General features: G+C 63.7%; 23 protein-coding genes. 17 read left to right on the top strand and 6 right to left on the bottom strand.

All coding sequences use genetic code 11. The annotated features are described in order from the left end of the window. Nucleotides 1-171: 171 nt before the first annotated feature. The 5 genes from LT988_RS04135 (at nucleotide 172) to LT988_RS04115 (ending at nucleotide 6,401) form a co-directional block, all read left to right on the top strand. Nucleotides 172-3,495 carry a mechanosensitive ion channel domain-containing protein gene (locus LT988_RS04135; RefSeq protein ID WP_232408974.1) on the top strand — a complete coding sequence of 1,108 codons (3,324 nt, stop codon included), beginning with the start codon at nucleotides 172-174 and terminating at the stop codon, nucleotides 3,493-3,495. 120 nt (nucleotides 3,496-3,615) lie between these two features. Next, a complete protein-coding gene (locus tag LT988_RS04130) occupies nucleotides 3,616-4,080 on the top strand; it encodes an ion channel (RefSeq protein WP_232408973.1) in 465 nt (154 codons plus the stop codon). 247 nt (nucleotides 4,081-4,327) lie between these two features. Continuing rightward, on the top strand, nucleotides 4,328-5,161 hold the full coding sequence (locus LT988_RS04125) for a hypothetical protein (RefSeq protein ID WP_232408972.1): 834 nt from the start codon (nucleotides 4,328-4,330) through the stop codon (nucleotides 5,159-5,161). Nucleotides 5,162-5,376: 215 nt separating this feature from the next. Beyond that, entirely contained in the window at nucleotides 5,377-5,766 is a 390-nt protein-coding gene (locus LT988_RS04120; protein ID WP_232408971.1) for a LysM peptidoglycan-binding domain-containing protein, read from the top strand. Between the two features lie 107 nt (nucleotides 5,767-5,873). Next, nucleotides 5,874-6,401 (top strand): hypothetical protein, encoded by a 528-nt coding sequence (locus LT988_RS04115; protein ID WP_232408970.1) that lies wholly within the window; start codon nucleotides 5,874-5,876, stop codon nucleotides 6,399-6,401. 89 nt (nucleotides 6,402-6,490) lie between these two features. Here the strand turns inward: LT988_RS04115 and clcA are convergent, their stop codons facing one another. The 4 genes from clcA to LT988_RS04095 all read right to left on the bottom strand — a co-directional run bounded on the left by clcA (nucleotide 6,491) and on the right by LT988_RS04095 (nucleotide 10,979). Next, the gene (clcA, locus tag LT988_RS04110) at nucleotides 6,491-8,491 is read right to left on the bottom strand and encodes a H(+)/Cl(-) exchange transporter ClcA (RefSeq protein ID WP_232408969.1); all 2,001 of its coding nucleotides are present in this window, start codon (nucleotides 8,489-8,491) and stop codon (nucleotides 6,491-6,493) included. A gap of 149 nt (nucleotides 8,492-8,640) precedes the next feature. Further along, nucleotides 8,641-9,246: a hypothetical protein gene (locus LT988_RS04105; RefSeq protein WP_232408968.1), complete on the bottom strand. Its 606-nt coding sequence runs from the start codon at nucleotides 9,244-9,246 to the stop codon at nucleotides 8,641-8,643. Nucleotides 9,247-9,384: 138 nt separating this feature from the next. Further along, nucleotides 9,385-9,627 (bottom strand): hypothetical protein, encoded by a 243-nt coding sequence (locus tag LT988_RS04100; protein WP_232408967.1) that lies wholly within the window; start codon nucleotides 9,625-9,627, stop codon nucleotides 9,385-9,387. 296 nt (nucleotides 9,628-9,923) lie between these two features. Next, complete coding sequence (locus LT988_RS04095) at nucleotides 9,924-10,979, bottom strand: AraC family transcriptional regulator (RefSeq protein WP_232408966.1); 1,056 nt, start codon at nucleotides 10,977-10,979, stop codon at nucleotides 9,924-9,926. Nucleotides 10,980-11,147: 168 nt separating this feature from the next. Between LT988_RS04095 and ppc the strand changes: the two genes are divergently transcribed. The 10 genes from ppc to sbcB all read left to right on the top strand — a co-directional run bounded on the left by ppc (nucleotide 11,148) and on the right by sbcB (nucleotide 20,714). Then, nucleotides 11,148-13,940: a phosphoenolpyruvate carboxylase gene (gene ppc, locus LT988_RS04090; RefSeq protein WP_232408965.1), complete on the top strand. Its 2,793-nt coding sequence runs from the start codon at nucleotides 11,148-11,150 to the stop codon at nucleotides 13,938-13,940. A 95-nt stretch (nucleotides 13,941-14,035) separates the two neighbouring features. Continuing rightward, on the top strand, nucleotides 14,036-14,464 hold the full coding sequence (locus LT988_RS04085; RefSeq protein WP_232408964.1) for a DUF1640 domain-containing protein: 429 nt from the start codon (nucleotides 14,036-14,038) through the stop codon (nucleotides 14,462-14,464). Nucleotides 14,465-14,608: 144 nt separating this feature from the next. Then, nucleotides 14,609-15,529 (top strand): 5-bromo-4-chloroindolyl phosphate hydrolysis family protein, encoded by a 921-nt coding sequence (locus tag LT988_RS04080; protein WP_232408963.1) that lies wholly within the window; start codon nucleotides 14,609-14,611, stop codon nucleotides 15,527-15,529. Nucleotides 15,530-15,740: 211 nt separating this feature from the next. Further along, a complete protein-coding gene (locus LT988_RS04075) occupies nucleotides 15,741-16,949 on the top strand; it encodes a toxic anion resistance protein (protein WP_232408962.1) in 1,209 nt (402 codons plus the stop codon). 5 nt (nucleotides 16,950-16,954) lie between these two features. After that, complete coding sequence (locus LT988_RS25205; protein ID WP_269752099.1) at nucleotides 16,955-17,083, top strand: hypothetical protein; 129 nt, start codon at nucleotides 16,955-16,957, stop codon at nucleotides 17,081-17,083. Nucleotides 17,084-17,210: 127 nt separating this feature from the next. Further along, nucleotides 17,211-17,480 carry a 30S ribosomal protein S16 gene (gene rpsP, locus LT988_RS04070; protein WP_232408961.1) on the top strand — a complete coding sequence of 90 codons (270 nt, stop codon included), beginning with the start codon at nucleotides 17,211-17,213 and terminating at the stop codon, nucleotides 17,478-17,480. 46 nt (nucleotides 17,481-17,526) lie between these two features. Beyond that, nucleotides 17,527-18,036 carry a ribosome maturation factor RimM gene (gene rimM, locus LT988_RS04065; protein WP_232408960.1) on the top strand — a complete coding sequence of 170 codons (510 nt, stop codon included), beginning with the start codon at nucleotides 17,527-17,529 and terminating at the stop codon, nucleotides 18,034-18,036. Between the two features lie 102 nt (nucleotides 18,037-18,138). After that, nucleotides 18,139-18,888: a tRNA (guanosine(37)-N1)-methyltransferase TrmD gene (gene trmD, locus LT988_RS04060; protein WP_232408959.1), complete on the top strand. Its 750-nt coding sequence runs from the start codon at nucleotides 18,139-18,141 to the stop codon at nucleotides 18,886-18,888. A 21-nt stretch (nucleotides 18,889-18,909) separates the two neighbouring features. Further along, complete coding sequence (gene rplS, locus LT988_RS04055) at nucleotides 18,910-19,254, top strand: 50S ribosomal protein L19 (protein WP_232408958.1); 345 nt, start codon at nucleotides 18,910-18,912, stop codon at nucleotides 19,252-19,254. A gap of 5 nt (nucleotides 19,255-19,259) precedes the next feature. Further along, nucleotides 19,260-20,714 carry an exodeoxyribonuclease I gene (gene sbcB / locus LT988_RS04050; protein ID WP_232408957.1) on the top strand — a complete coding sequence of 485 codons (1,455 nt, stop codon included), beginning with the start codon at nucleotides 19,260-19,262 and terminating at the stop codon, nucleotides 20,712-20,714. A 590-nt stretch (nucleotides 20,715-21,304) separates the two neighbouring features. Here the strand turns inward: sbcB and LT988_RS04045 are convergent. After that, nucleotides 21,305-22,441 (bottom strand): patatin-like phospholipase family protein, encoded by a 1,137-nt coding sequence (locus LT988_RS04045; RefSeq protein WP_232408956.1) that lies wholly within the window; start codon nucleotides 22,439-22,441, stop codon nucleotides 21,305-21,307. Between the two features lie 145 nt (nucleotides 22,442-22,586). Then, complete coding sequence (locus tag LT988_RS04040; protein ID WP_232408955.1) at nucleotides 22,587-23,024, bottom strand: hypothetical protein; 438 nt, start codon at nucleotides 23,022-23,024, stop codon at nucleotides 22,587-22,589. Nucleotides 23,025-23,198: 174 nt separating this feature from the next. Here LT988_RS04040 and LT988_RS04035 point away from each other — a divergent pair, with 174 nt between their 5' ends. Together LT988_RS04035 and hdhA are read left to right on the top strand one after the other, a co-directional pair. Next, nucleotides 23,199-23,660 (top strand): helix-turn-helix domain-containing protein, encoded by a 462-nt coding sequence (locus LT988_RS04035; RefSeq protein WP_232408954.1) that lies wholly within the window; start codon nucleotides 23,199-23,201, stop codon nucleotides 23,658-23,660. A gap of 218 nt (nucleotides 23,661-23,878) precedes the next feature. After that, the gene (gene hdhA, locus LT988_RS04030; protein WP_232408953.1) at nucleotides 23,879-24,646 is read left to right on the top strand and encodes a 7-alpha-hydroxysteroid dehydrogenase; all 768 of its coding nucleotides are present in this window, start codon (nucleotides 23,879-23,881) and stop codon (nucleotides 24,644-24,646) included. The last annotated feature ends 288 nt before the right edge of the window (nucleotides 24,647-24,934 follow it).

Raw genomic sequence — 24,934 nt, 5'->3', positions numbered from 1 at the left:
AACTCTATTGAGGACTGACGTGATCCGTCCCTGTTTTCTCTCTGCTTAGAAGATCCCGATTGGCCCTAGAACATGCGAACCTTTGTCTTTGTCATCACCGCCTGCGCGCTATGGGCAACGTGGCCGTCGTCCGCCTGTGCTCAGGAGGTCGACAGCGCGTTGCCCGGATCGTTGGTCACCTCGGAGGCGCTGGAGTCGAAGATCGCGGAAACGGAGGCGGCAACCGACAGGACCGAGGAGGCGAAGACGCGGCTTCTCGAACTCTACCGTAAGGCGTTGAGCAATCTGCAGGCGGCAAAGGACAACGCCGCATCGGCCGCCACGTTCCAGCGCAGGGCCGAACGCGCGCCAGCCGAGATCCAGTCCATCCGCGCGGCGCTTACGCCGGATGCCCAGGGCGACCCACTCGACAGCTTAGAGGCGGATGCGAATACCCCGCTGCCCGAACTCGAACAAGAACTGCAAAAGGAACAAGCGGACCTGACCGCGGCCGATGCGCGGCGCGTGGATTTCGAGTCCCGTCTGGCCATTTTCGATCAGCGCCCGGCGGCCATCAGCCAGCGCCTTGCGGAGGCAACGCAACAACGCGAAGAGGCCTCGGCGCAGATTCAGACCCCGGTCGGGGATGATGTAGGGCCCACGTTTGCGCAGGCCCAAAAGTGGGTGCTGGAAACGCGCTACGTGGCGTTGAACACCGAGACCACGATGCTCGAGCAGGAACTCTCGACCCTGCCGCTGCGGACGCAATTGCTGGAGGCAAAGCGCGATAGGGAAGCGGCGAATGTCGAAGGCATCGACGAGCGCATTCAGATACTCAACGACCTGCTCGACCGAAAACGCCGCCAAGCGGCGGAACAAGCAGCGACGGAAGCCGAGCAGACCCAGCGCGAGCTCGCGGGGACGAACCCGGTCTTGGCCGAGTTATCCGCGGAAAACGCGGCACTGTCCCGGGCCATCAACGACACCACCCAGCAGCTTCAGGCGCAGGATCTGGTGCGGCAGAACCTGGAGCAACTCGTCGAGCAGATTGGCGCCGATTACCAAGATGCCCGTGAAACGCTGGAGTCCGGTGAGGTCAACGACGATCTTGGCAAAACCCTGCTGCAGCAGTTCGAGGCCCTGCCAGACCTGCGGGCCTTTGTTCAGAACGACGAACAGCGCAGGCAGACAATCGCCGACCTCAACGTGCGCCGGCTGCAGCATCGCGCCGAGGCGCGACGCATCGAGGATACGGATGCCACCGTCGAGCGGCTTGCGCTGGCGCTCCAGGCCGATGCGTCGGGGACGCCCGAGGCTGCGGCTCATGCGTGGACCGAGGCACAGAAGGTCAAGTTGCAAGAGCTGGTGCAGCAGCGCCAGGAACTACTCGACCAGGCATTGAAGACCGATCAAACCTACCTCGGCAAGCTGCGGGAGCTCGACGAGGCGGAGGAGGCGTTGCTCACAACGGCCGCTGAATACGACGCCTTCTTGGACGAGCAACTCCCCTGGTTGCGTAACGCCAAACCGATCCAACTGCAGGACATCCGCACGATGCCGAGCGAACTCCGTGCCCGGCTCGCGGCCGCTGGTCTGCCGGACTTGCCGCGCCTGATCGGCCAGCAGCTCTGGCGCAGCCCCGTCTTCTGGCTGGCCGTGGTCGGCGCTGGCGTCTTACTGTTGCGACGCCGAGCGATCATCGCCGCCATCGAATCGGTCGCGCCCCGTATCGGCAAACCCACCACGGACCGCATGAACTATACCGGGCGGGTCCTGGGCCTGACCCTGATGCTCGCGGCACCGCTACCCTTGCTCTTGGCGGCCGCGGGCTGGCAGCTTCAGACCGACAGCGGCGCGACAGAGCTGTCCCACGCCCTGGGCGAAGCACTGACGCGGGCCGCCCTGCATTTTGCCATTCTGCTCGGTTTTATCGCCGGTTGCCGACCGCGGGGGTTGGCGGCGGCACATTTTCGCTGGCCGGAGCGCAATCTGAAGCTGTTGCGAACGCAGCTCATGCTGTTCATTTGGCCGTTCGTGACCGCGGCCTTAATCGTCGATGTCGCGCTTGGTATCGACCAGGCCCAGAGCGGCGGGACCTTGGCCAAGCTTGGTCTGCTGTTTGGCTACCTGCCACTGTCGTGGTTCCTCTACCGAGTCTTGCATCCCCGGCGTGGCGTGCTTGCGCACCTGCGATCAGGCGGCGACTACCCGATGATCTTCCGTACCTACCTCATCTGGTACCCGCTGCTCGTCGCCTCTCCCCTGGGATTGATCGCCCTTGCCTTTACCGGTTACGTCTACACGGCCACGGCCTTTTCCTATCTATTCTTGCTGACGCTCTGGTTCCTGTTGACGCTGGTGCTCGGCAACTCACTCGCCTTGCGCTGGCTGCAGGTCACCAGACGGCGCCTCGCCTATGAGGCCGCTATGGAACGTCGACGCGCGGAGCAAGAGGAGGCCGAAGAGGAAGAGGCCCTCGGTGAGATGGGTGAGCTGGAATTCGAAGAACCGGAAGTGGATATTACGGCGCTGAGCGACGAGACGCGCGGGCTGATCCGGATACTGATGCTCACCTCCGCCATCTTCGGGCTCTACCTGATCTGGTTCAGCGCCCTGCCGGCGCTGCAGATCTTCGATGAGGTGGTCTTGTGGCACGGGACCGTCATCGTCGATGGCGCGGAGCAGCCGCTGCCCATCACGCTGGGGAACCTCGGTCTGGCGCTGCTGTATGCCATCGGCACCTGGGTGCTGGCGGATCGCCTCCCGGCACTGCTGGAGATCGTGCTGCTGCAGCGCTTCAAGACGACCGCTGCCGGCCGCTATACGGTGACCACGCTGACGACTTACGTCGTCGTCGCGGCGGGTCTATTGCTGGTGCTCAGCACGCTCGGCGCGCGTTGGTCGCAAGTCCAATGGCTGGCGGCGGCGCTCAGCGTCGGCATCGGCTTCGGCCTGCAGGAGATCGTCGCCAACTTTATCAGCGGGTTGATTATCCTGTTCGAGCGACCGATCCGTGTCGGCGATGCCGTGACCGTCGGCGAAACCGACGGCGTCGTCACCAAGATCAAGATTCGCGCCACCACTATCCGTAATTGGGACGGCAAGGAGTTGCTGGTGCCGAACAAGGAGTTCATCACCGGGCGCCTACTCAATTGGTCGCTGTCGGATCGCACCACGCGACTGGTCCTCGCTATAGGCGTCGCCTATGGATCGCCGGTGCGCCAGGCCATGGATCTGCTGGAGGAGGCGGCAAGAGAGAACCCCAACGTGCTCGATGACCCGGCCCCTACGGTGATCTTCGACACCTTCGGCGACAATTCACTCGGCCTGCTGCTGCGTTGCTTCGTCGATTCCATCGATTTGCGCGTCAGCACCATCAGCGCGCTGAACGTGGCCATCAACGACAAGTTCAATGCCGCCGGCATCAGCATCGCCTTCCCGCAGCGCGACTTGCATCTGGACACCATCAAGCCGCTGCGGGTGCAGATCGAGCACGCGAGCCCCGTCGATCGTTGACCACAACGCACAATCAATCGGCGCTGTCATTCTGTGTATGAATAGGGCTCGGATCCCTATTCTCGGTGGAACGCTTGGATTCATGATTTGCCGGGATTGTCGTATGAGCGAGGAGGTGTTATGTCGAATCGAGCAGAAGGGACAGGGCGGCGCCGGGTCCGCCGCGTATTCGGCTTCGCGGTCCTCGTCGCCTGCGTGTTGTTCTTTTTCCACACGAGCCTGCTGTTTGAGTCGGCCGCTTTGGTTCTGCGCAACGTCGATCCGCTGATCGAGCACCTTGGCGCAGGTCGAGCCGGAAAGGTGATCATCTTCGGGTGCTTCGCCATGCTGTTTGCCGCTCACCTCGCAGAGGCTGCCGTGTGGGGCCTCTATGTGTGGGGGCAAGGGCTGACGCGGACCTATGCGGACGGAATCTATTTCACGGCCGTCACGGTGACCGCCCTCGGTTACGGGGATGTGGTTCTTCTGCCGCCCTGGCGCATGCTGGGTCCGCTCATCGCGATTGCCGGACTGCTCAAATTCGGATGTTCGACCGCGTTTCTGTTTGTCGTTATTCAGGCGATCTGGACGCGCCACCTCGTCTGATGCGGCCTACTGTCCGATCAGGTTTAAGGCCGCAGATTCATGACCGAGCGAACCGCACACGCGCCGAATGCCGGTTGTCGTGTCGCGAAATGTCAAGACGTCGAGCTGTGGAATGCGCATACTTCCGTTCGCTTCAATTTTGGTTTCGGCAAGTCCTCGCGCCGAGCCCGCGGGGGATTTGCCGGAGGGCATGAGGTCGGAGGCCGGGCGCCGTCACGGCGATGATCAGTTCAGGCGGAGGACACCAATGCGTCAAATACTCAGGACTCTCGGACCCTATGCGTGTGCTTGTGCGGCGCTCGGGCTGTCAAGCGGTGCGGCCGCCGAATCCGGAGACGGAGGTTGGCAGTTCAATCTCATGCCGTATCTCTGGTTCCCCGCCGTCACCGGGAGCATCGACACCACCGTCGACGGCCTTCCCGGACCCTTAGGCGGGACGCCGAGACGACTGGAGGTCAGCGGCACGGTCAATCCCGATAACTATCTCAGTAATCTGGATATGGCGTTCATGCTGACCGGCGAGGCACGCAAGGGACATTGGGCGATCTTGACCGATATCATTTACGCCGACTTGGGAAGTCAGGACACCCGAATTCGCAATGTCACCGGACCTCTTGGTGCCGTTCCGCGGGTCACCCGCGATACCAAGACGGATATGAATTCGATCATCTGGACATTCGCCGGCGGCTATCGTGTGGCGGACGAAGCGCCTTGGAGCCTGGACTTAATCGGCGGATTTCGATACCTTGAACTGAACAATGACTTGACAGTTGATTTCACGGATGAGCGCGGTCAGTTATTAGGCTCGACCAAGGCGTCGATGGATCAGAGCAATTGGGACGGTATCATCGGGATCCGCAGTGAATACTCGGTCCGGAATACCCCCTGGTTCGTACCCTTTTACGCGGACATCGGGACCGGTTCGTCCGATCTGACCTGGCAAGCTATTCTGGGGCTAGGATATCGGTTCGATTGGGGCGAGGCGACATTGGCGTGGCGCGCCATCGGTTACGAATTCAACGGGAACGACGCCGAGCTGACCTTGTCGGGCCCGGCCTTGGGCGTAGGATTCCGTTGGTGAGGCCTCTTCAACCGGTCACTCGTCCGGGCAGTGGTGCGTCATGACGACATCGATCAATAGAGAAGGTGTATTCTTTCGAACAAAACGGCATCGCCATCGGGGTTGGGGATGCGTGAACCTTTTTCACTCACTTGAAACTCTGCATTCAGGTATCAACCCGGCTTCGCCGAAATAAAGCGAATGACCCGCCATCATCCATCCATTAGGAGAACACTATGACGATCAAGACCCTTGCTGTTGCTGCGACTCTGGCCATCAGCGTGACGTCTGTGTACGCCGCATCCGACAGCGCAGTCGCCTACACGGTGACCGAAAACGAAGACATCGAGACGATTGCAGGCACTTACGATGTCAGCGTCGAGGATATCTTGGTGACCAATGGAAAGACGGCCGAAGAGATCGAGGTGGGATCGGTGATCTATATTCCGCCGGCGCATGCGACAGGCCGCTATAACCCGGACAACGGAACGTACAAGGTCGCGAAAGGCGATGATCTGTATGCGATCAGCAATCGATTCGGCACGAGCGTTGCGTCGATCGAAAAACTCAACGGCATGAAGGGAAATGAGATCAAGGCCGGAGCAACGATCAAGATCCCCCAATGATCCTAGACCCGGGTTGGTCTCAAGCGAACGGCCGGTCGCCCGGCCGGACGTTTGTTTCCGCATGGAACCTGGAATTCACGCCACTGCCTAAATCCGGAGATCGAGTGATGCACTCTAGACGAGAGATCCTTGCCGCAGCGGTTGCCTTGGCCCCGTTGTCGCTCGCCGTGACCCCAACCGGGGCTCGCGCGACGGCCAAAGAGTCGGAAACCGCTGACTTCTTATTCGTACAGAACGCCAAAGCGATCGCCTTTGCCGACGATCGGTTGACGCTCAAAGGCGTCAATCCGGTCACGGTAATGTTTTCCGACCGCCCCGAGCGAATTGCCGGGCACATGACCACTGCGCGCTTTGTACCCTTTTGGAGCGAAGGTCGGGATAGCTTCCTCGCGGATCCACCGAACGCGACCCTGTCGTTTCTGGAGGCGAAGGATCTTGCCGACGTTGTCGTCGTGCTCCACGATCCGGTCTTGGACGGAGAGGATTTAACCTATCGGGTCACGCTTCTCGAAGGCGAGTTGCCGGCCACGGGCGGATCGGCATCTCTGTTCATCGACATCATCGGGATGCCGCTCACACCGTTATCCGTCGCCGGTGTCGGTCGTCGGAGCTTCCGGCGTGCCGTCATCTATTGACGGGATCGAGGGTTCCGCCGGACGTTCCGGCGGGTATGGCGATTTTGGAAACGCGCCGCTGTCCGTTGCGGCCGAGCGCACCCGAGGTCTTATCGAAGGGGCGCTAGGCGCTCCTCTGGCGAGAGGGCACGGATCATCGGCTTGAGGTCGCGCAGGCGATCGGGCAACCGCGCAAGCGCGGCCTCGGCCTCATCGCGGTTCCCGAAGTCCCCGATCAAGACCTGATGCCAGCTTGAACGGCTCGCATCCGCGTCCAGTGTGCGCGCTTGATCCAGGACACCTTCGCGTCGTGCGAAGGGGGCCATGCTCGATGCTTTGCGGAAGCTGATGAGCTGGATGCTGTAACGGACCCGCTCGACGACCGGAGCGGGTTCCGGGGCAGGGTGTTCGGTGACGGGTGCCGGCGCCTCCATCCCGGTGCTCGTCACGTCTTGCACGCGCGTCGTTCGGTCGGCCTCGGGTGGCGCCGCGTTGGCGAGAGGCGCCGGCGAGCCGACCTCGGGCATCTCGCGCGCGATCGCAGGCCCGTGCGGTTGCGGTTCGGGGGGACGATCCGTCGTCCGGATCTGCGCCTGCGAGGACGGGGCCGTGCGGGCTTGCGCTTGGCTCGAAGGCGTCACGGTCCGCGTGCCCTCGTCATCCGGCGTCGATGCCGGGACAGCTTGGCCCGCGTCGGTGGTTGGCGGGAGTGCCGCGATATCCGCAGTCTCCCGTGAGACATGCAGGCGATCCGCCGCCACCATCGCGGCCAGAATCATTCCGACGGCCAGGATTCTGCGTCCCGGGGCCCGCGGCGCAGGGCGATCGCCAAGGCCAAGCAGGAGACTGTAGATGGGGTGGCCGCCCATGGCCTCGGCGGTGAAGGTCGCCGTGAGGCATGTGAGAATAATCGGCAGCGCCAGCGCTTCCGCGCCGGTCAGCTCGATCACGAGGATGATCCCGGTCAAGGGTGCGCGCACGGTGGCGGCGAAGAGCGCGCCCATGGCAGCGACTGCGAAGACGCCGGGCGCCAAGGACAGGGTCGGCGCGAGCAGGGCCACCAGATCGGCGAACAGTGCGCCGGCGATGGTGCCGAGTGCGAGCATTGGCGCGAAGATGCCGCCGGGCAGTCCGACCCCGTAGCTACCGACACTCGTGAGCACGCGCACCGCGAGCAGACCAAGCAAGAGCAGAATGCCGGTCTGTTTCCCCGGGAGTGACTCGACCAATCCTTCGCCGCCTCCGACCGCGTCGGGGACGAGCCAAAGGAGTGCTCCCAAGGCCATCCCGACCGCGGCTGCGGCCAGATACGGCAGATTTTTGGGCAGGGCGCGGAAGGCGTGCACCGATCCCAAGAGCAGGCCGTTGAAGATGACCCCCAGGGTTCCGATCAGGACGCCCAGGATCAGGAACAGGGGAAGCGCCCAAAGCGGGGCCATGACGAGATTCGGGATCGGAAGGTCCGGTCCTTGCCCCAGGATCCAGCCGCTGACCACCACGGCTGCGCAGCAGGCCAGGATGACCGACTGGATCGCGGCAAAACTGAATTCGAAGTTTTCGCGTAGCTCCTCGGTCACAAAGACGATGGCCGCGAGCGGGGCGTTGAAGGCGGCGGCGAGACCTGCAGCGGCGCCGGCCGCGATCAGGGTGCGACCTTGGCCATTGTTCTGCGCCATCCGCTCGGAGGCCATCTGACCGAGGGCGGCGCCCATGTGGATCGTCGGGCCCTCGCGTCCCAGGACCAGGCCGGAGCCCACCGCCAGGGTCCCCGCGACGAATTTGACTGGTAGAACCCGCCGCCAACGCATTGTGCGTTGTCCGGCGAGGATCGCCTCGACCTCCTGGACGCCGCTACCGGCGGTCTCGGGGGCGAAGCGGCGCACGATCCAGAGTGCAAGAACAAGGACCAGCGCACCCGCGCCCATCAGCACAAGCCAGCCCGGAAGCGGCGCTGAGCCCAGACTCGCCCTCAAGACCTCACGGCCATGGTCGGCCTGGTCGAGGACGGCGTGGAAGGCGGCCCCGGCAAGCCCGGCCAGAGCCCCGACCAGGCCCGCGGCGAAATAGAGCGGCCAGGGGATCTTGATCCAGTCGGTCAGGGGTCTGCGCAAGTCCCGAAACAAAGGCCGTTTTGTGACCGGGCTCGGTAACGTGGGGTCCAAGAGGCTCACTGGACGGGGTTGACCGGCGCCGAGGCGCCGGCCGGTCCAGCAAGGCCCGGCGTCGGGATCATGCCGGACCGCGTGTCATTTGCAGGCGATCATTGCGAACCCGGCCGCATCGGTCTTGTCGCGCTGCTCCCTCGATCGACCCGGGCCGCGACCGCGTTCATGTAGGTTACGGTGACGCTGTCACCTGCGCGAACACCCTCGAGCATTGCGGGATCGCGAACGTTGACCGTAATCGTGTTCTCGGGGCCTCGGATGGTGGCCGTCGAATTGGCTTGATTGACGGCTTCGACGATACCGACGATTCGGACGGTTTCCGACATGGAGCCGGCGGGCAAACGTCCCGCTTCACGGTCCACATCCATGGTTGCCGTGGCCGCCGGCGCGCCGGCAGCGGCGTCTCCCTTCTGCAGATCGATCGCGACGGCCTCCATGTAGGCGATCGTCAGCGTGTCGTTGATCCTCACTTCGTCGAGTCGTGTCACCTCGGGCGGGACATGGATGACCTGAAAGACGCCGTCTGGCTTGCGGATGGTCAGCATTCGGGTCTCGGTATTGACGACCACGACCGTGCCTTCGACTTCCTTCACCGTCGCCCCCGCGGCCACCGGGACGTTGTCGGTCGCGGTCTGTGCCGAGAGCAGAAGGGGGCATAGCGCGAGCGTGCCCGCCAAGGTCAATTGGGCGAGTTTCTTCATCGTTGTCACCTTACATGCTGTTTGGATGCTTAGCCGGCCGGGGTCAGGGCCCGCGGTCGCACGTGATTTCCGCCCGCCGGCGCGAGCCGGGCGGGCGGGGTTGCCGCATCGGGCGTGATCAATCGCGATCGAGACCGCTTATTTTGCGTCCATCTTCTTCAGATCACTCTCGGCCTTCTCCTCGGCGGATTCCATCTTCGACTTCTCCTTCGCGTCCATGCTCTTGAGATCGGCCTCGGCCTTCGCATGCTCCGGGGAGAGCGTCAATTCGGCTTCTGCTTTCTCGTGCGCCTTCTCCAGTTTGGCCGCCGACTCGGCCATGGCTCCGGCCGACAGGACCAAGGCGAGGGCGGATGCGGCAAGGACGATAGACTGTTTCATGGTCATTCGAGATATCTCCGAGTGATGATTGGGAATAACTTCATGTGTTGTCGGGTGCGAAAACAGGATCAACCGAGTGTCCCCCGCCATGATGTCTCGAGGCATGGGACACGGGCCAAGAATATCATGATGGCAGGCGAAATCAGGCGTGAATTTCGAGGGCTTCGGCGCCTGCGGCACGGCTCGGGTCAAAGTAGATCGTCAATGTGCCGTGTAAGCCGCCGCCCACGGCGTCAGCTCGGGGGTAGTCTTCCGGCCGCACGCTCCCTCAAATCCTCTCGGGGGCATCGTCCACCTCAACCGTGGCTTTGATTCTTCCTCCAAGCGGCGGGGGTGGTCCCGGACCAGCGCCGGAAGGCGCGGGTGAAGGCGGCGGCGTCCGCGTAGTCGAGCACCTCGGCGATGGACACGACCTGCAGATCGGTCTCGCGCAGGAGCTGTCGCGCGAGATCGTAACGCACCTCCTCCACCAGCTCCCGAAAGGTCAGTCCACATTCCCGCATCCGCCGATTGAGGGTGCGCTTGTGGAGCTCGAAGACTCCGGCCACCTCGCCGATCGACGCCTCGCCGCTCAACAGAAGGTTACGCAGGACCGGGCGAATCCGCGCCAGGATATCGCAGCTCGCCGATGCCTCCAATGCGGCGACGCGCTCACGTGCCACCTCGTAGAGACGCGGGTCCGCACCGCTCACCGGGCGCGCAAAGCAGTCGGAGGAAAAGACCAAGGCAGCGCGCTCGGCGTCGAAGCGCACGGCCGACTCGAAGAAGCGCAGGTAGGGCTTGACATCGGGTGGGGCGCGATGCGGCAGGAGGACCTCGGATGGTCTCCAGTCCGAGCCGCGGAGGGTCTTCAGTATGTTGCGCGCAGTCGCGATCGCCAGGTCGTAGATCTGGCGGGTGCCCTCGACTCCGGGTTGATAGATGGCGTAGCCCAGCAGCACCAGCGCACCTTCCACCGTCAAGCTCGGCACGGCCCCCCGATCATGCAACAGAAGATGCAGGACCAGGTTGTGCAGAGCGCGTTCCGTATCCGGCGAGTGGCGCACCAGTACCCCGATCACGCCGATCGAATGCAGACCCGAGGTGTGTCCCAGCAAAAGGCCGAAGTGGGGGCAGTCGGTGATGGCGGCACAATGGGCAAGGAGCCGGCCCCCGGCGTGGAAATCGATCGTTGTCTCCGGATCATCGAGAAAGCGCGGATCCAGCCCCGAGGCGTGGATCACCGCGTCCGGATCCTGGCCCATGGACCTCAGCAGTTGGGGAATGCCCAACAACGGACCGGCGCGGAAGTGACCGTCGGTCACCGCGGCGAGCTGGGCTAGGGCCGCGGGCGGGAGTCTCGATAGGGTCATAATGATCGTTTCTCAGATGCTGCTTGCCGACACACTCATGCGCGCAATGTCCACGACACTCGTTGGGGCTTTTGTCGGCCGGGCTCCGGCAAGGTAGTATCTCCGTCTCGACTCGCCCCTTCTTCGTGACGGCCGCCGATGGTGGTTGTCCGCACAGAGTAACGCCCGATGAACGATGTTTCGCAAGACCAGGCGCTGGAGCGCGACGTCCAGCTCTTCACGGCACTGCTCGGCGAGGTGCTGCGCGAGCACAGTCGCAAACGCGTGCTGGTGATCGTCGAGCGTCTGCGCGACGGCTTTATGCAGCTGCGCGAAGGCGACGACCCGGAGCTGCGCGGGAAGCTCATGAAGCGGATCGAGAGTCTGGACGCTCAGACCCTGTCGGAGGTCATTCGCGCCTTCAACATCTATTTCGGCCTGGTCAATACGGCCGAGGAATTGAATGCCTATCTCGCGCGCATGGATCTGATCTCCGCGGGCGAACGGCTCTGGGTCGGCTCCTTCGACGATCTGGCACGCCGTTTCAAGGACGACGGGGTCAGCCCCGAGAACTTCCAAAGCCTGCTCGAACATCTGATCTATCTTCCGGTCTTCACCGCGCATCCCACCGAGGCCAAGAGACGAACGACCTTGGAGACCTTCCGGCGGATCTTTTTGGTCGGGCAGGATCTGCACCGCAGCAAGCTCAACGACGAGGAGCTGGAGGACCGACTTCAGGACATCCTGACCCAGATCCAGATCCTGTGGAAGACCGACGAGGTCCGGATCCACAAGCCGCAGGTGACCGACGAGGTCCGGCAAGGGCTCTATTTCTTCCGCGAATCCCTCTTCGAGGCCGTGCCACAGGTCTATCGCTTCCTGGAGAAGGCAGTGCGCCGGGTCTATGGTTCGCAATGCGGGATCAAGGTTCCGAGCTTCATCCGGTTTGGTTCATGGATCGGCGGGGACCGCGACGGCAACCCCTTCGTCAAGCCCGAGACCACCGAGCTCGCTGTTCGCATGCACGGCGAGCTGGTCCTGGAGCTCTATCTGGAGCGTATCCGCAAGCTGCACCGCATGCTCAGCCATGCCAGCTCCATCTGCCAGCCGTCGCCGGCCTTCATGGACAGCCTCGATTCAGACGAGGACTATTGGGTCGACACCATGGGCCAAAGCCTGCGACGCTACGTGCACGAGCCCTATCGTCGCAAGCTGGCGATGATGGATCATCGTCTGAGCGCGAATCTGCAGCGGATCCGCGCCCGAATCGCGGGGCGATACGATCCGACGCAGCCGGCCGGATATGCGAGCGAGCGCGACTTTGTCGCCGATCTGTACTTGATCCGTGACTCGCTGCATCACCATGGCGATGCCAACGCTGCTGCCGGCCCTTTGCAGGATCTCATCCGCCTCGCCGAGACTTTCGGCTTTCACTTGGTCCATCTCGACATCCGTCAGGAATCGGTTCGCCATACGGAGGCTGTGACCGAGCTGTTCGCGCGCCAGGCCGGTGCGCCCTACTATCAGGCCTTCGACGAGGAGCAGCGCCTCATGGCCCTGGCGGAGGCAATCGCTCATCCGCACCCCTTTGTGATCGACAAGGCAACCTTGACCCCGGAGACCCGCGAGACGCTGGAGGTTTTCGAGGTGATGGCGCGAATGCGTGCCGAGATCAGCGAAAGTCTGTTCGGGCAGTACGTCATCTCGATGACCCATTACGCCAGTCATGTCATGGAGGTCATGCTGCTGGCGCGGCTTGCCGGACTCGCCGGCAAAGACTGCCGGGGTTGGTTCTGCAAGATCCAGATCTCGCCCCTGTTCGAGACCATCGACGACCTGAATCGCATCGGCGAGGTGATGGGGCGGCTGTTCAAGGATCCGACCTACAGCGCGCTGCTGAAGGCATCGGGCAATCAGCAGGAGGTGATGCTCGGGTATTCGGATTCATGTAAAGACGGCGGTATTCTGGCCTCGAGCTGGCGTCTCTACGAGGCGCAGCGCCGGGTGATCCAGCTCGCCGACGACGAGGGCGTTTCGTGCCGACTCTTCCACGGACGCGGCGGCACGGTCGGGCGCGGCGGCGGGCCGACCCACGAGGCCATTCTCGCTCAGCCCACGGATACGGTGCATGGACAGATCAAGCTCACCGAGCAGGGCGAGGTGCTCTCCTACCGCTACGCGAATCCCGAGACCGCGCGCTACGAGCTGACACTCGGCATCAGCGGGCTCATCAAGGCCAGCCGCTGTCTGATCGAGCCTCCGCCCGAGGATCGCAAGGACTATCTCGGTGTCATGGACGAGCTCGCTCGCTACGGCGAGGATGCCTATCGGGCGCTCACGCAGGAGACCGATGGCTTTCTCGATTATTTCTACGAGTGCACCCCGCTCGACGGCATCGCGCTGTTGAACATCGGCTCGCGCCCATCACATCGCAAGAAGGCCGATCGCTCCTTGAAGTCTATCCGCGCGATCCCCTGGGTCTTCGGATGGGCCCAGTCGCGTCAGACCTTGCCCGCCTGGTTCGGCATCGGCTACGCCATCGAGCGGTATCGCGGAAACGATCTCGAGCGTCTCGTGAAGCTCCAGAAAATGTATCAGGAGTGGCCCTATTTTCGCGCCCTCCTGTCCAACACCCAGATGTCGCTCTTCAAGGCCGAGATGCATATCGCGCGGGCCTATGCCCGTCTCGCCGAGAACCAGGAGCAGGCCGAGGCGATCTACGGCATCATCGAGGCCGAGTACGAGCGCACCTTGGTCCAGGTCTTGAACGTCGCCGGTCTGCGCGGTCTGATGGAGGAAACGCCGGAACTGCAGCGCTCCCTTGCCCGCCGCAACATCTATTTGGACCCCTTGAATCATATCCAGGTCTCGCTTCTGGAGCGTTATCGTCACGAGCGCGAGGAAGAGAAACGCGAAGAATGGCTCGATCCTCTGCTGCGCTCGATCAATGCGATCGCGGCGGGGATGCGAAACACGGGCTGACGCAGGCACTGGCCCGGCTCCCGGGAACCACCGCGATTTTGAATCTGAGATAGACTGTGGGCATTTCACCGGACGCAAGCAATCACGGGAATCCGATGAGCTCCGTTGTCGAACTTTACGAGGCATTGGCCAGCGCGCCCGATGACAGAACGCGTGCGCGTGTCATCGCTTCGGCGTTCGAGCGTTTGGAGGAGCGTTATCCGCATCTGCCGGATTTGGTCACCCGGCAGCAGTTACGCGAGACGGAGCTGCGCCTTCAGAAGGAGATCGAGCAGGTGCGCGCCGATCTGTTGGTCCGGATCGAACAGTTGCGCGGCGAGGTCAAGACCCAGATTGAACAGTTGCGTGGCGAGGTCAAGACCGAGATCGAACAGTCGCGCGGCGAGGTCAAGACCGAGATTGAACAGTTGCGCGGCGAGGTCAAGGCCGAGATCGAGCGCAGCCGGAATATCTTGCTGATATGGCTGATTCCGCTGATGTTTGCACAGGTCGGCGCAATGGCGGCGCTGGTGAAGCTGCTCTAAGCAAGACGTTCCAACGATGACCGAGAAATCACAAATTGCACCGCAAACACCGACGCGACCGTCGTGGGGTATCCGCTTGCTCGGCGGCGTCTTGCTGACCTTCAGCGTGGGCTTAGTCTCGTGCCAGGCGATGTGGATCCTCTGATGGTCGATCCGACGGGAACAACCCCCGAGCAACGTCGTACCCTAGGTCTCACCGAGCTTATTCTCGGGGTGAAGCCCGTTCGGCAGAGCGGTTCGGAGCAGAGTGCGGGGTGGGCGAGGCGACCGCGCGCAAGAGGGACCCTGCTGTATGTCCTGCCGATCCCGCTCCTGATCGGCGCCTTGATCGGGCTCGGGGCAGGGCGGTTGGATGTGGTTCTCGCAGACGGCGGGGTTTTCGCGATCTTCATGGCGGCGGCAGACCTGACTCGACGCGGCTTGAAGGCCGAGTCTGCGCAACAGATCCTGCGCTTCACACGTCTGCAGCGAGTTCCTCTGAAGACCATCGGAGGGCTGCTCACGGGCCTGGCAACCGGTCTTGCCGCCGTGGTCTCGGTCCATCAGGGGCTCGGTCTCGGCCTCGCCTATGCCGCGGTCGCCATGCTCGGGTTCCACCTTCTTTACGGATTCGAGCCGCTGGGTCGTCCACGCGCATTCGCGACCAACGACGAGCGCTCGCGCAAGATCGCGGCGGCCTTGGCGGAAGCCGAGCGCAAGCTGATCGACCTGGACCGCGCGGCGAAGACCATCGCCAACCCGGAACTGAAGATCCGCCTTCAACGTATCGGATCGCAGGGCCGGTCGATCCTCGATCAGATTGCTGATCGGCCCACCGATTTGTTTCGCGCACGCAAGTTTCTGAGCGTCTATCTCGACGGCGTCCAGCAGGTCGCCGACGGTTACGCGCGGACCCATCGTCTGGCGGATTCGCGCGAGTTGGAGCAAAATTTTCGAAATGTCCTGGTGACGGTCGAGCAGGTGTTCGACGAGCAACACCAGCGGCTTCTGAAGACCGACGTGATGGACCTCGATATCCAGATCGAGGTGCTGAAGAAGCAGCTCGAGCGCGAAGGGATTCAGTGACTAAACCGCGCCATGGGTGACATGCGACGCCTCCGCGTCGGTCTTCCGTCGCTGTGAATAATGGCCTCGGCGGGGCGCGGTTCAGAATAATATTTTTTTGGAATCTTAAGCCGCGCCGGCTCAAACGGCCGTTAAGTCTGCCGGGGCCGATCACATCCAAAAACAACGCATACCGCGTCGGGCGCGGTTTAAATCCATCGGGAGAGATTGAGTGAGCGAGCAAGACCGAGGCGATGCTGCAGCGATGGATCCTCACGCGCAGGGGCAAGCGACGGGTGCGCGGCCTGCGCCGACAGCCGAGCCCGTCGCGGAGATCGCCCTCGCCGATTCGCAGCGTGCGGCGCAGCGGCCGCTCATGGTTGCCGAGGAGGCTCAGGTGCCGCAGATCGACGAGGCGCAGCTCGGACGCCTGCTGCAGGAGCTCGATCTGAACGACACCCACTCCATCCTTTTCTTCGGCTCCAAGGCCCAAGAGCGCCTCACCGAGGTCTCCGATCAAATGCTCGAAGGCGTACGGGCAAAAGACGTCGGCCCCGCCGGGGCCGCGCTGAGCGAGATGGTGACGACGCTCAAAGGCTTTCGTGTCGATGACCTGAATCCAAACCGCAAGCCCGGTTTCTTGGCGCGTCTGACGGGGAAAGGTCGGCCTGTCGTCAAGTTCCTTCAGGAGTACGAGGCGGTACGCGATCAGATCGAGACCATCTCGGGACAATTGGAGCGGCACAAGACCAAGCTTCTGACCGACGTGACCGCGCTCGACCGACTCTACGTCGCCAATTTGGACTATTTCAGAACCTTGGAGCAGTACATCGCGGCAGGAGAGGCGAAGCTGGCTGAGCTCGACGAGTCGACCATCCCCGGTTTGGCCGCTCAGGTCGAGACCAGCAAAGACATGGTGGAGGTCCAGCGTCTAAAGGATCTGCGCGGCGCACGCGACGACCTGGAGCGGCGGGTGCATGACCTGAAGCTGACGCGCCAGGTCACCATGCAGGGCCTGCCCAGCATCCGCATGGTCCAGGAGAACGACAAGGGTCTCATCAACAAGATCAACTCGACCCTCGTCAACACGGTGCCCCTGTGGCGGCAGCAGTTGGCTCAGGCGGTCACCATCTACCGTTCCGGCGAGGCGGCCGACACCATCCGGGCGGCCACCGATCTCACCAACGACCTGCTGCGCGCCAATGCCGACAATCTCAAATCGGCGAACGCCGAGGCCCGCCGCCAGATCGAGCGCGGCGTCTTCGACATCGAGGTGGTCAAGCACGCCAACCAAACCTTGATCGAGACGATCGAGGAGAGCTTGGCGATTGCCGACGAGGGGAAGCGCGCCCGCGCCGTCGCCAGCCAAGAGCTCGAGCGTCTCGAGGCCGATCTGCGACGCACCTTGACCTCGGCGAGCGCGCGTCGGTCCGATGGATAGCGAGCTTGGATGTCTGGATCGATGGGTTTTTGCGCCGAAAAGAGTCTCCGGCGGAGCACATCGGGGGCTTGTTTCCTGATCATCACACGCTGCTCGCCGCGCTGTCGCCGGGATTGAAGACGATTCTCGGGTGATGCATTCCCGCGATTCTGGTCCGTAAGCCGGATCGCCACTTCCATTTTCCGCCGGATTCTGTATATTTGCGCGTTTACCTGCGGGGCCATTCCCGCAACGTCAAATCGTCTGGGTCCAGGACAGCACATGGTTACGATTCGTTTGTCTCGGGGTGGTTCCAAAAAGAACCCCTTTTATCAGATTGTTGTCGCCGACATCCGCGCCAAGCGTGATGGGCGCTATATCGAGCGCCTCGGATTCTTCAATCCGCTCGCCCGAGGCGGCGAGGTTGGATTGCGCGTCGATCGCGCGCGCGCGCAGCACTGGATCGAACGCGGCGCCCAGCCGACGGACCGTGTCAAGCAGCTTCTGAAGCAAGCGGCTCGCGAAGAGTCGGCAACCGCGGTCGCTGCCTAGTCCGAACGCTCGCACCTCGCGACGCCGACTCGCACCGCCCGGAACGATGGCCGTTCAGCCGGATTCGACGCACATCGTCGTCGGGCACATCGCAGGCGTGTACGGCGTGCGCGGATGGCTTAAGGTGATGTCGGACACGGATCCGCCTGAGGGCATCCTGAACTACTCGCCCTGGCTGCTCGGCGCAGACGCAGCGGCCTGGACGGTGACAGACGGCAAACGACACGGCAAGGGCCTCGTCGTCAGCCTTCGCGGCTGTGACGACCGCGATCGAGCGGCTGCACTCGTCGGGCAAGATATCGCCGTCGTTCGCGATCAGCTTCCGCCGGCGTCGCCTGATGAATTTTACTGGGTCGATCTTGAGGGACTCTCGGTTGAGACGACCGAGGGCGTCGTACTCGGCTCGATCGATCACCTCTTTTCGACCGGCGCAAACGATGTCGTCGTCGTCAGGGGCGATCGGGAGCATCTGCTGCCCTTTGTTTGGGGCGACGTGGTCAAGGATGTCGATTTCGGGCAACGCCGCATGCTGGTGGATTGGGATCCGTCGTTTTAGCGCTTGCGCCCCCTGCCGAAGGCGCGGTGTGGCGAGCGAGCCGCTGGGAGTGCGTCGTTGCCGGTCCGGTCCGGTGACTGGACGCCCGTCTCGGTGTCGCTAATGCGTTTCGACGTCGTGACCCTCTTCCCGCAGCTCTTCGATGTCCTGCTCGATCAGGGCGTCACGGGTCGGGCGCTGACCCGAGGTGTGGCGGAGTTGCACCTCTGGAACCCGCGTGATTACACGCAGGATCGGCATCGTACCGTCGATGACCGCCCCTACGGCGGTGGCCCGGGGATGTTGATGAAGGTCGAGCCCTTGCGTGACGCCATCATCGCCGCACGCGCGCAGGCGCCTGAGAGTCGGGTCGCCTACCTCTCGCCGCAGGGCAGGGTTTTGGACCAGGCTGCGATGGTGGAGCTGTCGCGGCGGCCCGGTTGGATCTTGGTCGCCGGGCGTTACGAAGGCGTCGATGAGCGCTTGCTCGAAGGCCATGTCGACGAGGAATGGTCGATCGGCGATTACGTCCTGAGCGGCGGAGAGCTGGCGGCCATGGTGGTGATGGACGCGGTCATCCGACTGCTTCCCGGTGCACTGGGGCATGCCGACTCGGCTGCCCGGGATTCGCACAGCGACGGATTATTGGATTACCCGCATTACACTCGCCCGCCCGAGATCGACGGGCGCCGGGTGCCTGAAGTCTTGATCGGCGGCGATCACGCCGCGGTCGCGCGCTGGAGGTTGCAGCAGGCCCTCGGGCGAACATACCTGCGTCGCCCCGATCTGTTGGAGCGGCGCGGTTTGAATCCGCACGAGCAGGCGCTGCTCGATGAATTTGTCCGGTCACATCACGACGATGAGGCCGGTTGAGAACAGGAGCCGAAGGAAACCATGAGCAACATCATTCTCCAGCTCGAAGCAGAGCAAATGAAGACCGAAGTCCCCGAGTTTGCACCGGGCGATACCATTGTCGTGCAGGTCCGCGTGAAGGAAGGCGCCCGCGAGCGTCTGCAGGCCTTCGAAGGCGTGGTGATCGCGATCCGCAATCGGGGCCTGAACTCGGCCTTCACGGTTCGCAAGATGTCCCACGGCGAAGGGGTCGAGCGCGTCTTCCAGACCCATAGCCCGGTGATCGCCGGAATCGAAGTCAAGCGCAGGGGCGATGTGCGTCGCGCCAAGCTCTACTACCTTCGAGGCCGCACCGGCAAGAGCGCCCGTATCCGCGAGAAGATCTAAGGCGAGTGGCCGGTCGCCCGAACGCGCCGACCTTCCTCTGGCACGACTACGAGACCTGGGGCTCGGATCCGCGTCGCGACCGGCCGTGCCAGTTCGCCGCTGTCCGCACGGACGTCGATCTCAACGAGATCGGCGATCCGAGCATGTTTTTTTGCCGTCCCTCGACCGATCTCCTCCCGCATCCCGAGGCTTGTCTCATCACCGGCATCACACCCCGGCTCGCCGAGCGCACGGGGCTGATCGAGGCCGAATTCGCCGCCGCCGTCAACGCGGAGCTGAGCGTCCCCGGCACCTGCGGGGTCGGATACAACAGCATGCGCTTCGACGACGAAGTCACGCGCAATCTGCTCTACCGCAACCTTCTCGACCCCTATGCGCGCGAGTGGCGCAACGGCAATTCACGCTGGGACCTGATCGACGCCCTGCGTCTCGCCCATGCCCTACGCCCGGAAGGTCTCGTTTGGCCTACGCGCGAGGACGGCACCACGTCGTTCAAGCTCGAGCATCTCACCGCCGACAACGAGATCGACCACGGTCAGGCCCATGACGCGCTCGCCGACGTGCGAGCGACCATCGCCTTGGCTCGCCGGCTGCGGCACGCCCAGCCAAAGTTGTTCGACTATGTCCTCACCCTGCGGGACAAGCGACGCGTGCGCGAGCTGCTCGATCGAGGTGTGCCGCTCCTGCATGCCTCGGCGCGCTACCCGGCCGCCCAAGGCTGCATCGCGCCGATCCTGCCGCTCTGCGCACATCCGCTCAACGGCAACGGCGTGATCTGTGTCGATCTGCGCGCGCCCCCGGAGCTGTTGATCGAGCTCTCCGCCGAGGAGATACGGACGCGACTCTTTACTCCTGCGAGCTCACTCCCGGAGGGTGTCGAACGGGTCCCGCTCAAGACGATCCACGTCAACCGCGCGCCGGTTCTGGCTCCGATGAAGACCCTCGAGCCCGGCGCCGCGGCGCGTTGGTCGATCGATCCGGGTACCGTCGCCGATCACGCACGTCGGCTACGCGAGGCCGCCGCGGCGATCGAGGAGAAGGTGCGTGCGGCCCATTGCGCCCCTGATGGACCGACTGAGACCGACCCCGACCTGATGATCTACTCGGGTGGTTTCTTCTCGGACGCCGATCGTCGTGCGATGGACGCGATCCAAGGACTTGACCCGGCCGAGTTGAGCGATCATGCGCCGAGCTTTCAAGACCCGCGTCTCGGCGAGATGTTGTTGCGCTACCGCGCTCGCAACTGGCCCGAGACGCTGACCCCCGAAGAGCGCGAGGACTGGGACCTGTTCCGCCTCGCCCGACTCACCGATCCCGCCGCAGGCGGCAGCATCGTGATCGATCAATTCGAGCAGTGCCTCAGTGCGTTGGCCGAGCAATACGCCGGTGATTCCGTCAAGCTTGCGATCCTCGAAGACCTCGCCGAGTGGGCCGAACGGGTACTCGACGCGGAGGCTTGAGGTGGTCCGTGACGAGGTCTTGGAGCGAGCCGGCGAAACGCCGTATCGGGCAGATGCGTCCGCTCCGCGAACAGTTGAACCGCAAAGAACACAAAGCGGTTCGATTGCTCTTTTTAGCGTGCGGGGTGTTGTCGATCACTTTATTCCACGCGAACTTCTCAGAATAATCCGCGCTGACCCGACCGGATGCGTCCATCGCTCTTGCGGCTGACTGCGGTTCGGCCGGTCTTGGATCGGCTCAGCCGGCTCTAACGGCGGCTTCCGGCTATTATGTAGCGCTCTACATAACGGCCAGAAGCGGACAATCATTCGGCACAAACGAAGTGATTCTTAATGTTGGATGCGGCGGTTACATTCCGGCGCAAGCACAATGAGTCCAAAGAACCTTCACCTCCGACCGGCAGCCGATTGCAGAGATCCTCGTAATGGAGTGCTGCTGAAGCTCAAGGCCTCTTACGAGTGCATGTCAACTTGCCCGCAAACGCGGCGCAAGAGGTATGAGGTCAGCGATCGACATGACCACTGCCCTCATGCTGTGGCCAGGGTCGGGCTGAGGTTTGCGGGAGGCTTCGAAGTGCCGGTTGGCGGCATCAGTCAACCTCATCGAGCGTGAGCCATGCCTGGTTTGCGAGCGCACGCTCGCGGCCGAGCTGGAACAGCTTGTTCATGTGATCTTTGTCGAAGGGCTCCTTGGCGACGGCGTAAAAGCTCTGGGGGATGTAGGCAAGCCGGTATTCGAGGCCCTGCTGTTGGGCGACGATGTAGAGCTCGGCGAGGTTGCCGATGCTTTGGGTTCTGATCAGGGTGTCGATGCTGCGGCTCATGATGGGCACGAGCCGGCGCTTCACGGATTGCCAGTGCGGGCGCAGCTTGGCATTGCGAATGACGTAGAGCCGGGGCTTGCCCCGGGCGTCGAGTCGCTCGGCGATGCGCTTCCAGTCGGCACCGGCCGGCGAGAAAAAGAGCTGTGCGGTGACGCCGCCGTCCACGTGCAGCTCGTCGTAGCCTTGTCCGGCGACCTCGACCTTGATCAACACCGGCGGGAAGACACCGGGAATAGACGCGGAGGCCAGGATCACGTCGTGGATCAGTGCCGGCGCGTTCGGGGCATTGCTCGCGGCTAGGCGGGTGATGTCCCACACCACCGGTCGGCCCGCGTCCAGGTTCGTGGTGCCCACCAGCAGGCTGCGCCCCTTGCGGCCCTCGGCGGCGATCTTCGCGAGCACGTCTTTGTTCAGGTATTCGGCGATCTTGCGGCGCAGCGGCCGGGTGTTGGAGACGGCATCGCCGCGGACGATCTCGAGCGGACCGCGGGGCTCCATCAGGTCGTCGGTGGAGAACTGGGTGTAGACCTCCCGGAGTACCGGGTCATACGCGGGCCCGAGGAAGGCGAATGGTGCGATGAGCGCGCCGGTGCTGATGCCGGTCACGATCTGGAACTCCGGCCGGGTGCCCGTGTCGGTCCAGCCCGTCAGCAGACCGGCTCCATAGGCCCCGTCGCCGCCGCCGCCGGAAATCACGAGGTAGTTGTGCGGGCGGTTCATGATGCCGCCGTAGCGCTCGCGCAGCGCCGCCTCGGGCAGGGCGAGCCAGTCTTCCAATGCGGCCGGGCGCTCGTCACCCCAATAGCGGCCGCCGACGATGCCGGGAATGATCGCGTCGTCGGCCAGCGCCGCCGGCAGCGGCGCAGGGCGCTGCGGCACTGCGGCGCAGCCCGACAACAGCATGAGACCCGCCAGCAGGAGCCCGCCCGCAGCGGCCGGAGACCTGCGCGACCCGGCCGGGTGCGCGGTTGGCGCAAGGAGCCGCTTGTCGCTGCGCACGGGAGCAGGAGAGGACCGGTCCGCGACCGGTGCGGCATCGGCTGGGCATTCAGGCTGGAGCACGATTCTGTATCCGGAGCAGCGCGGCATAGCGCAGGGGCACGACGATGGGCGTCAAGAGCGTCGCGGAGGCAAGGCCGAACATGATGGTCACGGCCATGCTCTTGATCGATTGGTCGAACAGGGGTGGCGCGACGCCGAGGATCGTTGTGTGCGCCCCTACTACCACCCGGCGGGCGCGGCTGGCGGCGGCGTCCAGCTCCGCCTGAGCCACGTCCAGCGCCGTCCGATACGCCGCCGGCTCTGGGCGCGCCGGCAGGTTGCCCGTCTGCGCGGGGCGAGAAATGTCGGTCGGCTCGCTCGGCGGCGGCGCGGGCTGCTCGCAGCCGGCAAGAGCGATAGAGCGCAAGAGGGTGACGGCCGTCGGGCAACCACTGCCAGCGCGATACAGCGGCCTCGGGAGCCGCCCGAGGTAGTCATCGTTCATGGAGTGCTGGTGCATCCTGAATCGAGGGCGGAAACGGTCAGTATGCCTATCGAGACGGGAGCTTGTCCGATCACATCGCCCAAAATGGGCCGAATATCGGCGATACTGTCGGACGACAGGAGGTCGCCACCTGGCGCCTCCGACCCAGCGATAAGCGACCCGGGCAGAACGGCCATGACCTTCGATCAAGACAGCCTGACCGCACACTTCGGCCGCATCTGGCCGGTGCACAACGACGCCTTCTGCGAACTGCTGGTGACGCTGCGCCGGCAGTTCGGTGGGGATCTGGACCGAATGTTGGTGCTCGCGGTCATCGGCTCACGCACCCTGTCCCAGGGCCGCATCGACCGCATGAGCTACGACCAGTTCATGGACAGCCGACGAGCCGACGAGCCCGCTCCGATCAATCTCCAATCCATTGCCGACTACAGCGGCATTCCCAGAGAGACGGTCCGCCGCAAGCTCCACGACCTGGAGCGGGCGGGCTGGATCACACGCCGCGACAAGGGTTATCTGGTCGCCACCGCCAAGGCGGCGGTGGATCTTGAGCCTGCCACCCGGGCGACCATGCGCTACTTGCTCGCCGTCGTCGGCGCGTGGAGAGAGGCCATATCTGAGCAGAAATCGGGCTCCTAGGCTCGTCGTCGGCGTCAGGATTCGGAGCGGAACGCAAGTCTGTGAATGATCAACCGAGGACGGGGAACGGACCGGTAGCGCTCGTCCATCATTGGGGGTTACCGCCACGGCACTGCAACACATCGCCAACACCCAATCTGGGCACCCGGCTGCTTGCGGCGCGTCCGCGCCTCGGGTCAAATCGCACGATCCATAGGCCAGCCGCAAGCCGTCACACCATGTACGACCCCCGGTCCTTCCGACTCGACGGCGCCGTCGCCCTGATCACCGGCGCCGGTGGCGGCATTGGCCGCGCCATCGCCGAGACCTTCGCCGGCGCCGGTGCTTCGGTTGCAGTGACGGACCGCGATGCCGACGCGGCCCGGCGGGTCGCGGACCTGATCGTTGGCGCCGGCGGGAAGGCGGTAGGCGGCCCCTGCGATGTCACCCGGGAGAAGGACCTGGCCGCCGCGGTGGACCTCGCCATGGGCGCCTTCGGCGGCCTGACCATCCTGGTCAACAACGCCGGCGGCGGCGGACCGAAGCCCTTCGACATGCCGATGCCAGACATGCGCTTCGCCTTCGAGCTGAACCTCTTCTCCGTCTTCAGGCTCTGCCAGCTCGCGGCGCCGCACATGGAGCAGGCGGGCGGCGGTGCCATCCTCAACATCACCTCCATGGCCGGCACCAACACGAATCTGCGCATGGCCGCCTATGCGTCATCCAAGGCCGCCGAGAACCACCTGACGCGCAACATCGCCTTCGACCTCGGCCCGAAGAACATCCGAGTCAACGCCATCGCCCCCGGCGCGACCCGGACGCATGCCCTCCAGACCGTTCTGACCCCGGAGATCGAGGCGAACATGCTGAAGCACACGCCCATCAAGCGTCTCGGTGAGCCGGCGGACATGGCCAACGCCGCGCTTTTCCTCTGCTCGCCCGCTGCGGCCTGGATCAGCGGGCAGATCCTGACCGTCTCCGGCGGCGGCATCCAGGAGCTCGATTGAAGCCGGTCACCCTGTCCATCCCCGCCGCGACAGCGTTGGGAAAGGGCTGATCGATCCCCTAGGCTCGGGTGATTTGGCCCCGTTGCTCGCCACAACTGTCCGGGCCTGGTCGGCATCGCGGCCCCTGTTGGCATGATGCCCTGACATGCGCTTCGGGTCTGCCGTAACCGCCCATTCTGGGCGCCTAGTCGGTTCCTTTCCTGCCGAGAGCCCATAAGCTTGTCGGGAATGGCGAAGCGGACTCATGCGGGATCGCCTGCCGCGCTGCCGTGTGCAACCGTCCGAATC

Source organism: Thiocapsa bogorovii (assembly GCF_021228795.1).
Taxonomy (GTDB): domain Bacteria; phylum Pseudomonadota; class Gammaproteobacteria; order Chromatiales; family Chromatiaceae; genus Thiocapsa; species Thiocapsa bogorovii.
The sequence above is the reverse complement of the archived record's forward strand: the minus strand, read 5'-3'. Positions and strand labels throughout refer to the sequence as shown.

Bases quoted from the DNA above. Each gene is read 5' to 3' on its own strand.
- LT988_RS04130 (WP_232408973.1), top strand. From the start codon at position 3,616: ATGTCGAATCGAGCAGAAGGGACAGGGCGGCGCCGGGTCCGCCGCGTA.
- LT988_RS04125 (WP_232408972.1), top strand. From the start codon at position 4,328: ATGCGTCAAATACTCAGGACTCTCGGACCCTATGCGTGTGCTTGTGCG.
- LT988_RS04120 (WP_232408971.1), top strand. From the start codon at position 5,377: ATGACGATCAAGACCCTTGCTGTTGCTGCGACTCTGGCCATCAGCGTG.
- LT988_RS04115 (WP_232408970.1), top strand. From the start codon at position 5,874: ATGCACTCTAGACGAGAGATCCTTGCCGCAGCGGTTGCCTTGGCCCCG.
- LT988_RS04105 (WP_232408968.1), bottom strand. From the start codon at position 9,246: ATGAAGAAACTCGCCCAATTGACCTTGGCGGGCACGCTCGCGCTATGC.
- LT988_RS04100 (WP_232408967.1), bottom strand. From the start codon at position 9,627: ATGAAACAGTCTATCGTCCTTGCCGCATCCGCCCTCGCCTTGGTCCTG.
- LT988_RS04095 (WP_232408966.1), bottom strand. From the start codon at position 10,979: ATGACCCTATCGAGACTCCCGCCCGCGGCCCTAGCCCAGCTCGCCGCG.
- ppc (WP_232408965.1), top strand. From the start codon at position 11,148: ATGAACGATGTTTCGCAAGACCAGGCGCTGGAGCGCGACGTCCAGCTC.
- LT988_RS04085 (WP_232408964.1), top strand. From the start codon at position 14,036: ATGAGCTCCGTTGTCGAACTTTACGAGGCATTGGCCAGCGCGCCCGAT.
- LT988_RS04080 (WP_232408963.1), top strand. From the start codon at position 14,609: ATGGTCGATCCGACGGGAACAACCCCCGAGCAACGTCGTACCCTAGGT.
- rpsP (WP_232408961.1), top strand. From the start codon at position 17,211: ATGGTTACGATTCGTTTGTCTCGGGGTGGTTCCAAAAAGAACCCCTTT.
- rimM (WP_232408960.1), top strand. From the start codon at position 17,527: ATGGCCGTTCAGCCGGATTCGACGCACATCGTCGTCGGGCACATCGCA.
- trmD (WP_232408959.1), top strand. From the start codon at position 18,139: ATGCGTTTCGACGTCGTGACCCTCTTCCCGCAGCTCTTCGATGTCCTG.
- rplS (WP_232408958.1), top strand. From the start codon at position 18,910: ATGAGCAACATCATTCTCCAGCTCGAAGCAGAGCAAATGAAGACCGAA.
- LT988_RS04045 (WP_232408956.1), bottom strand. From the start codon at position 22,441: ATGCTGTTGTCGGGCTGCGCCGCAGTGCCGCAGCGCCCTGCGCCGCTG.
- LT988_RS04040 (WP_232408955.1), bottom strand. From the start codon at position 23,024: ATGAACGATGACTACCTCGGGCGGCTCCCGAGGCCGCTGTATCGCGCT.
- LT988_RS04035 (WP_232408954.1), top strand. From the start codon at position 23,199: ATGACCTTCGATCAAGACAGCCTGACCGCACACTTCGGCCGCATCTGG.
- hdhA (WP_232408953.1), top strand. From the start codon at position 23,879: ATGTACGACCCCCGGTCCTTCCGACTCGACGGCGCCGTCGCCCTGATC.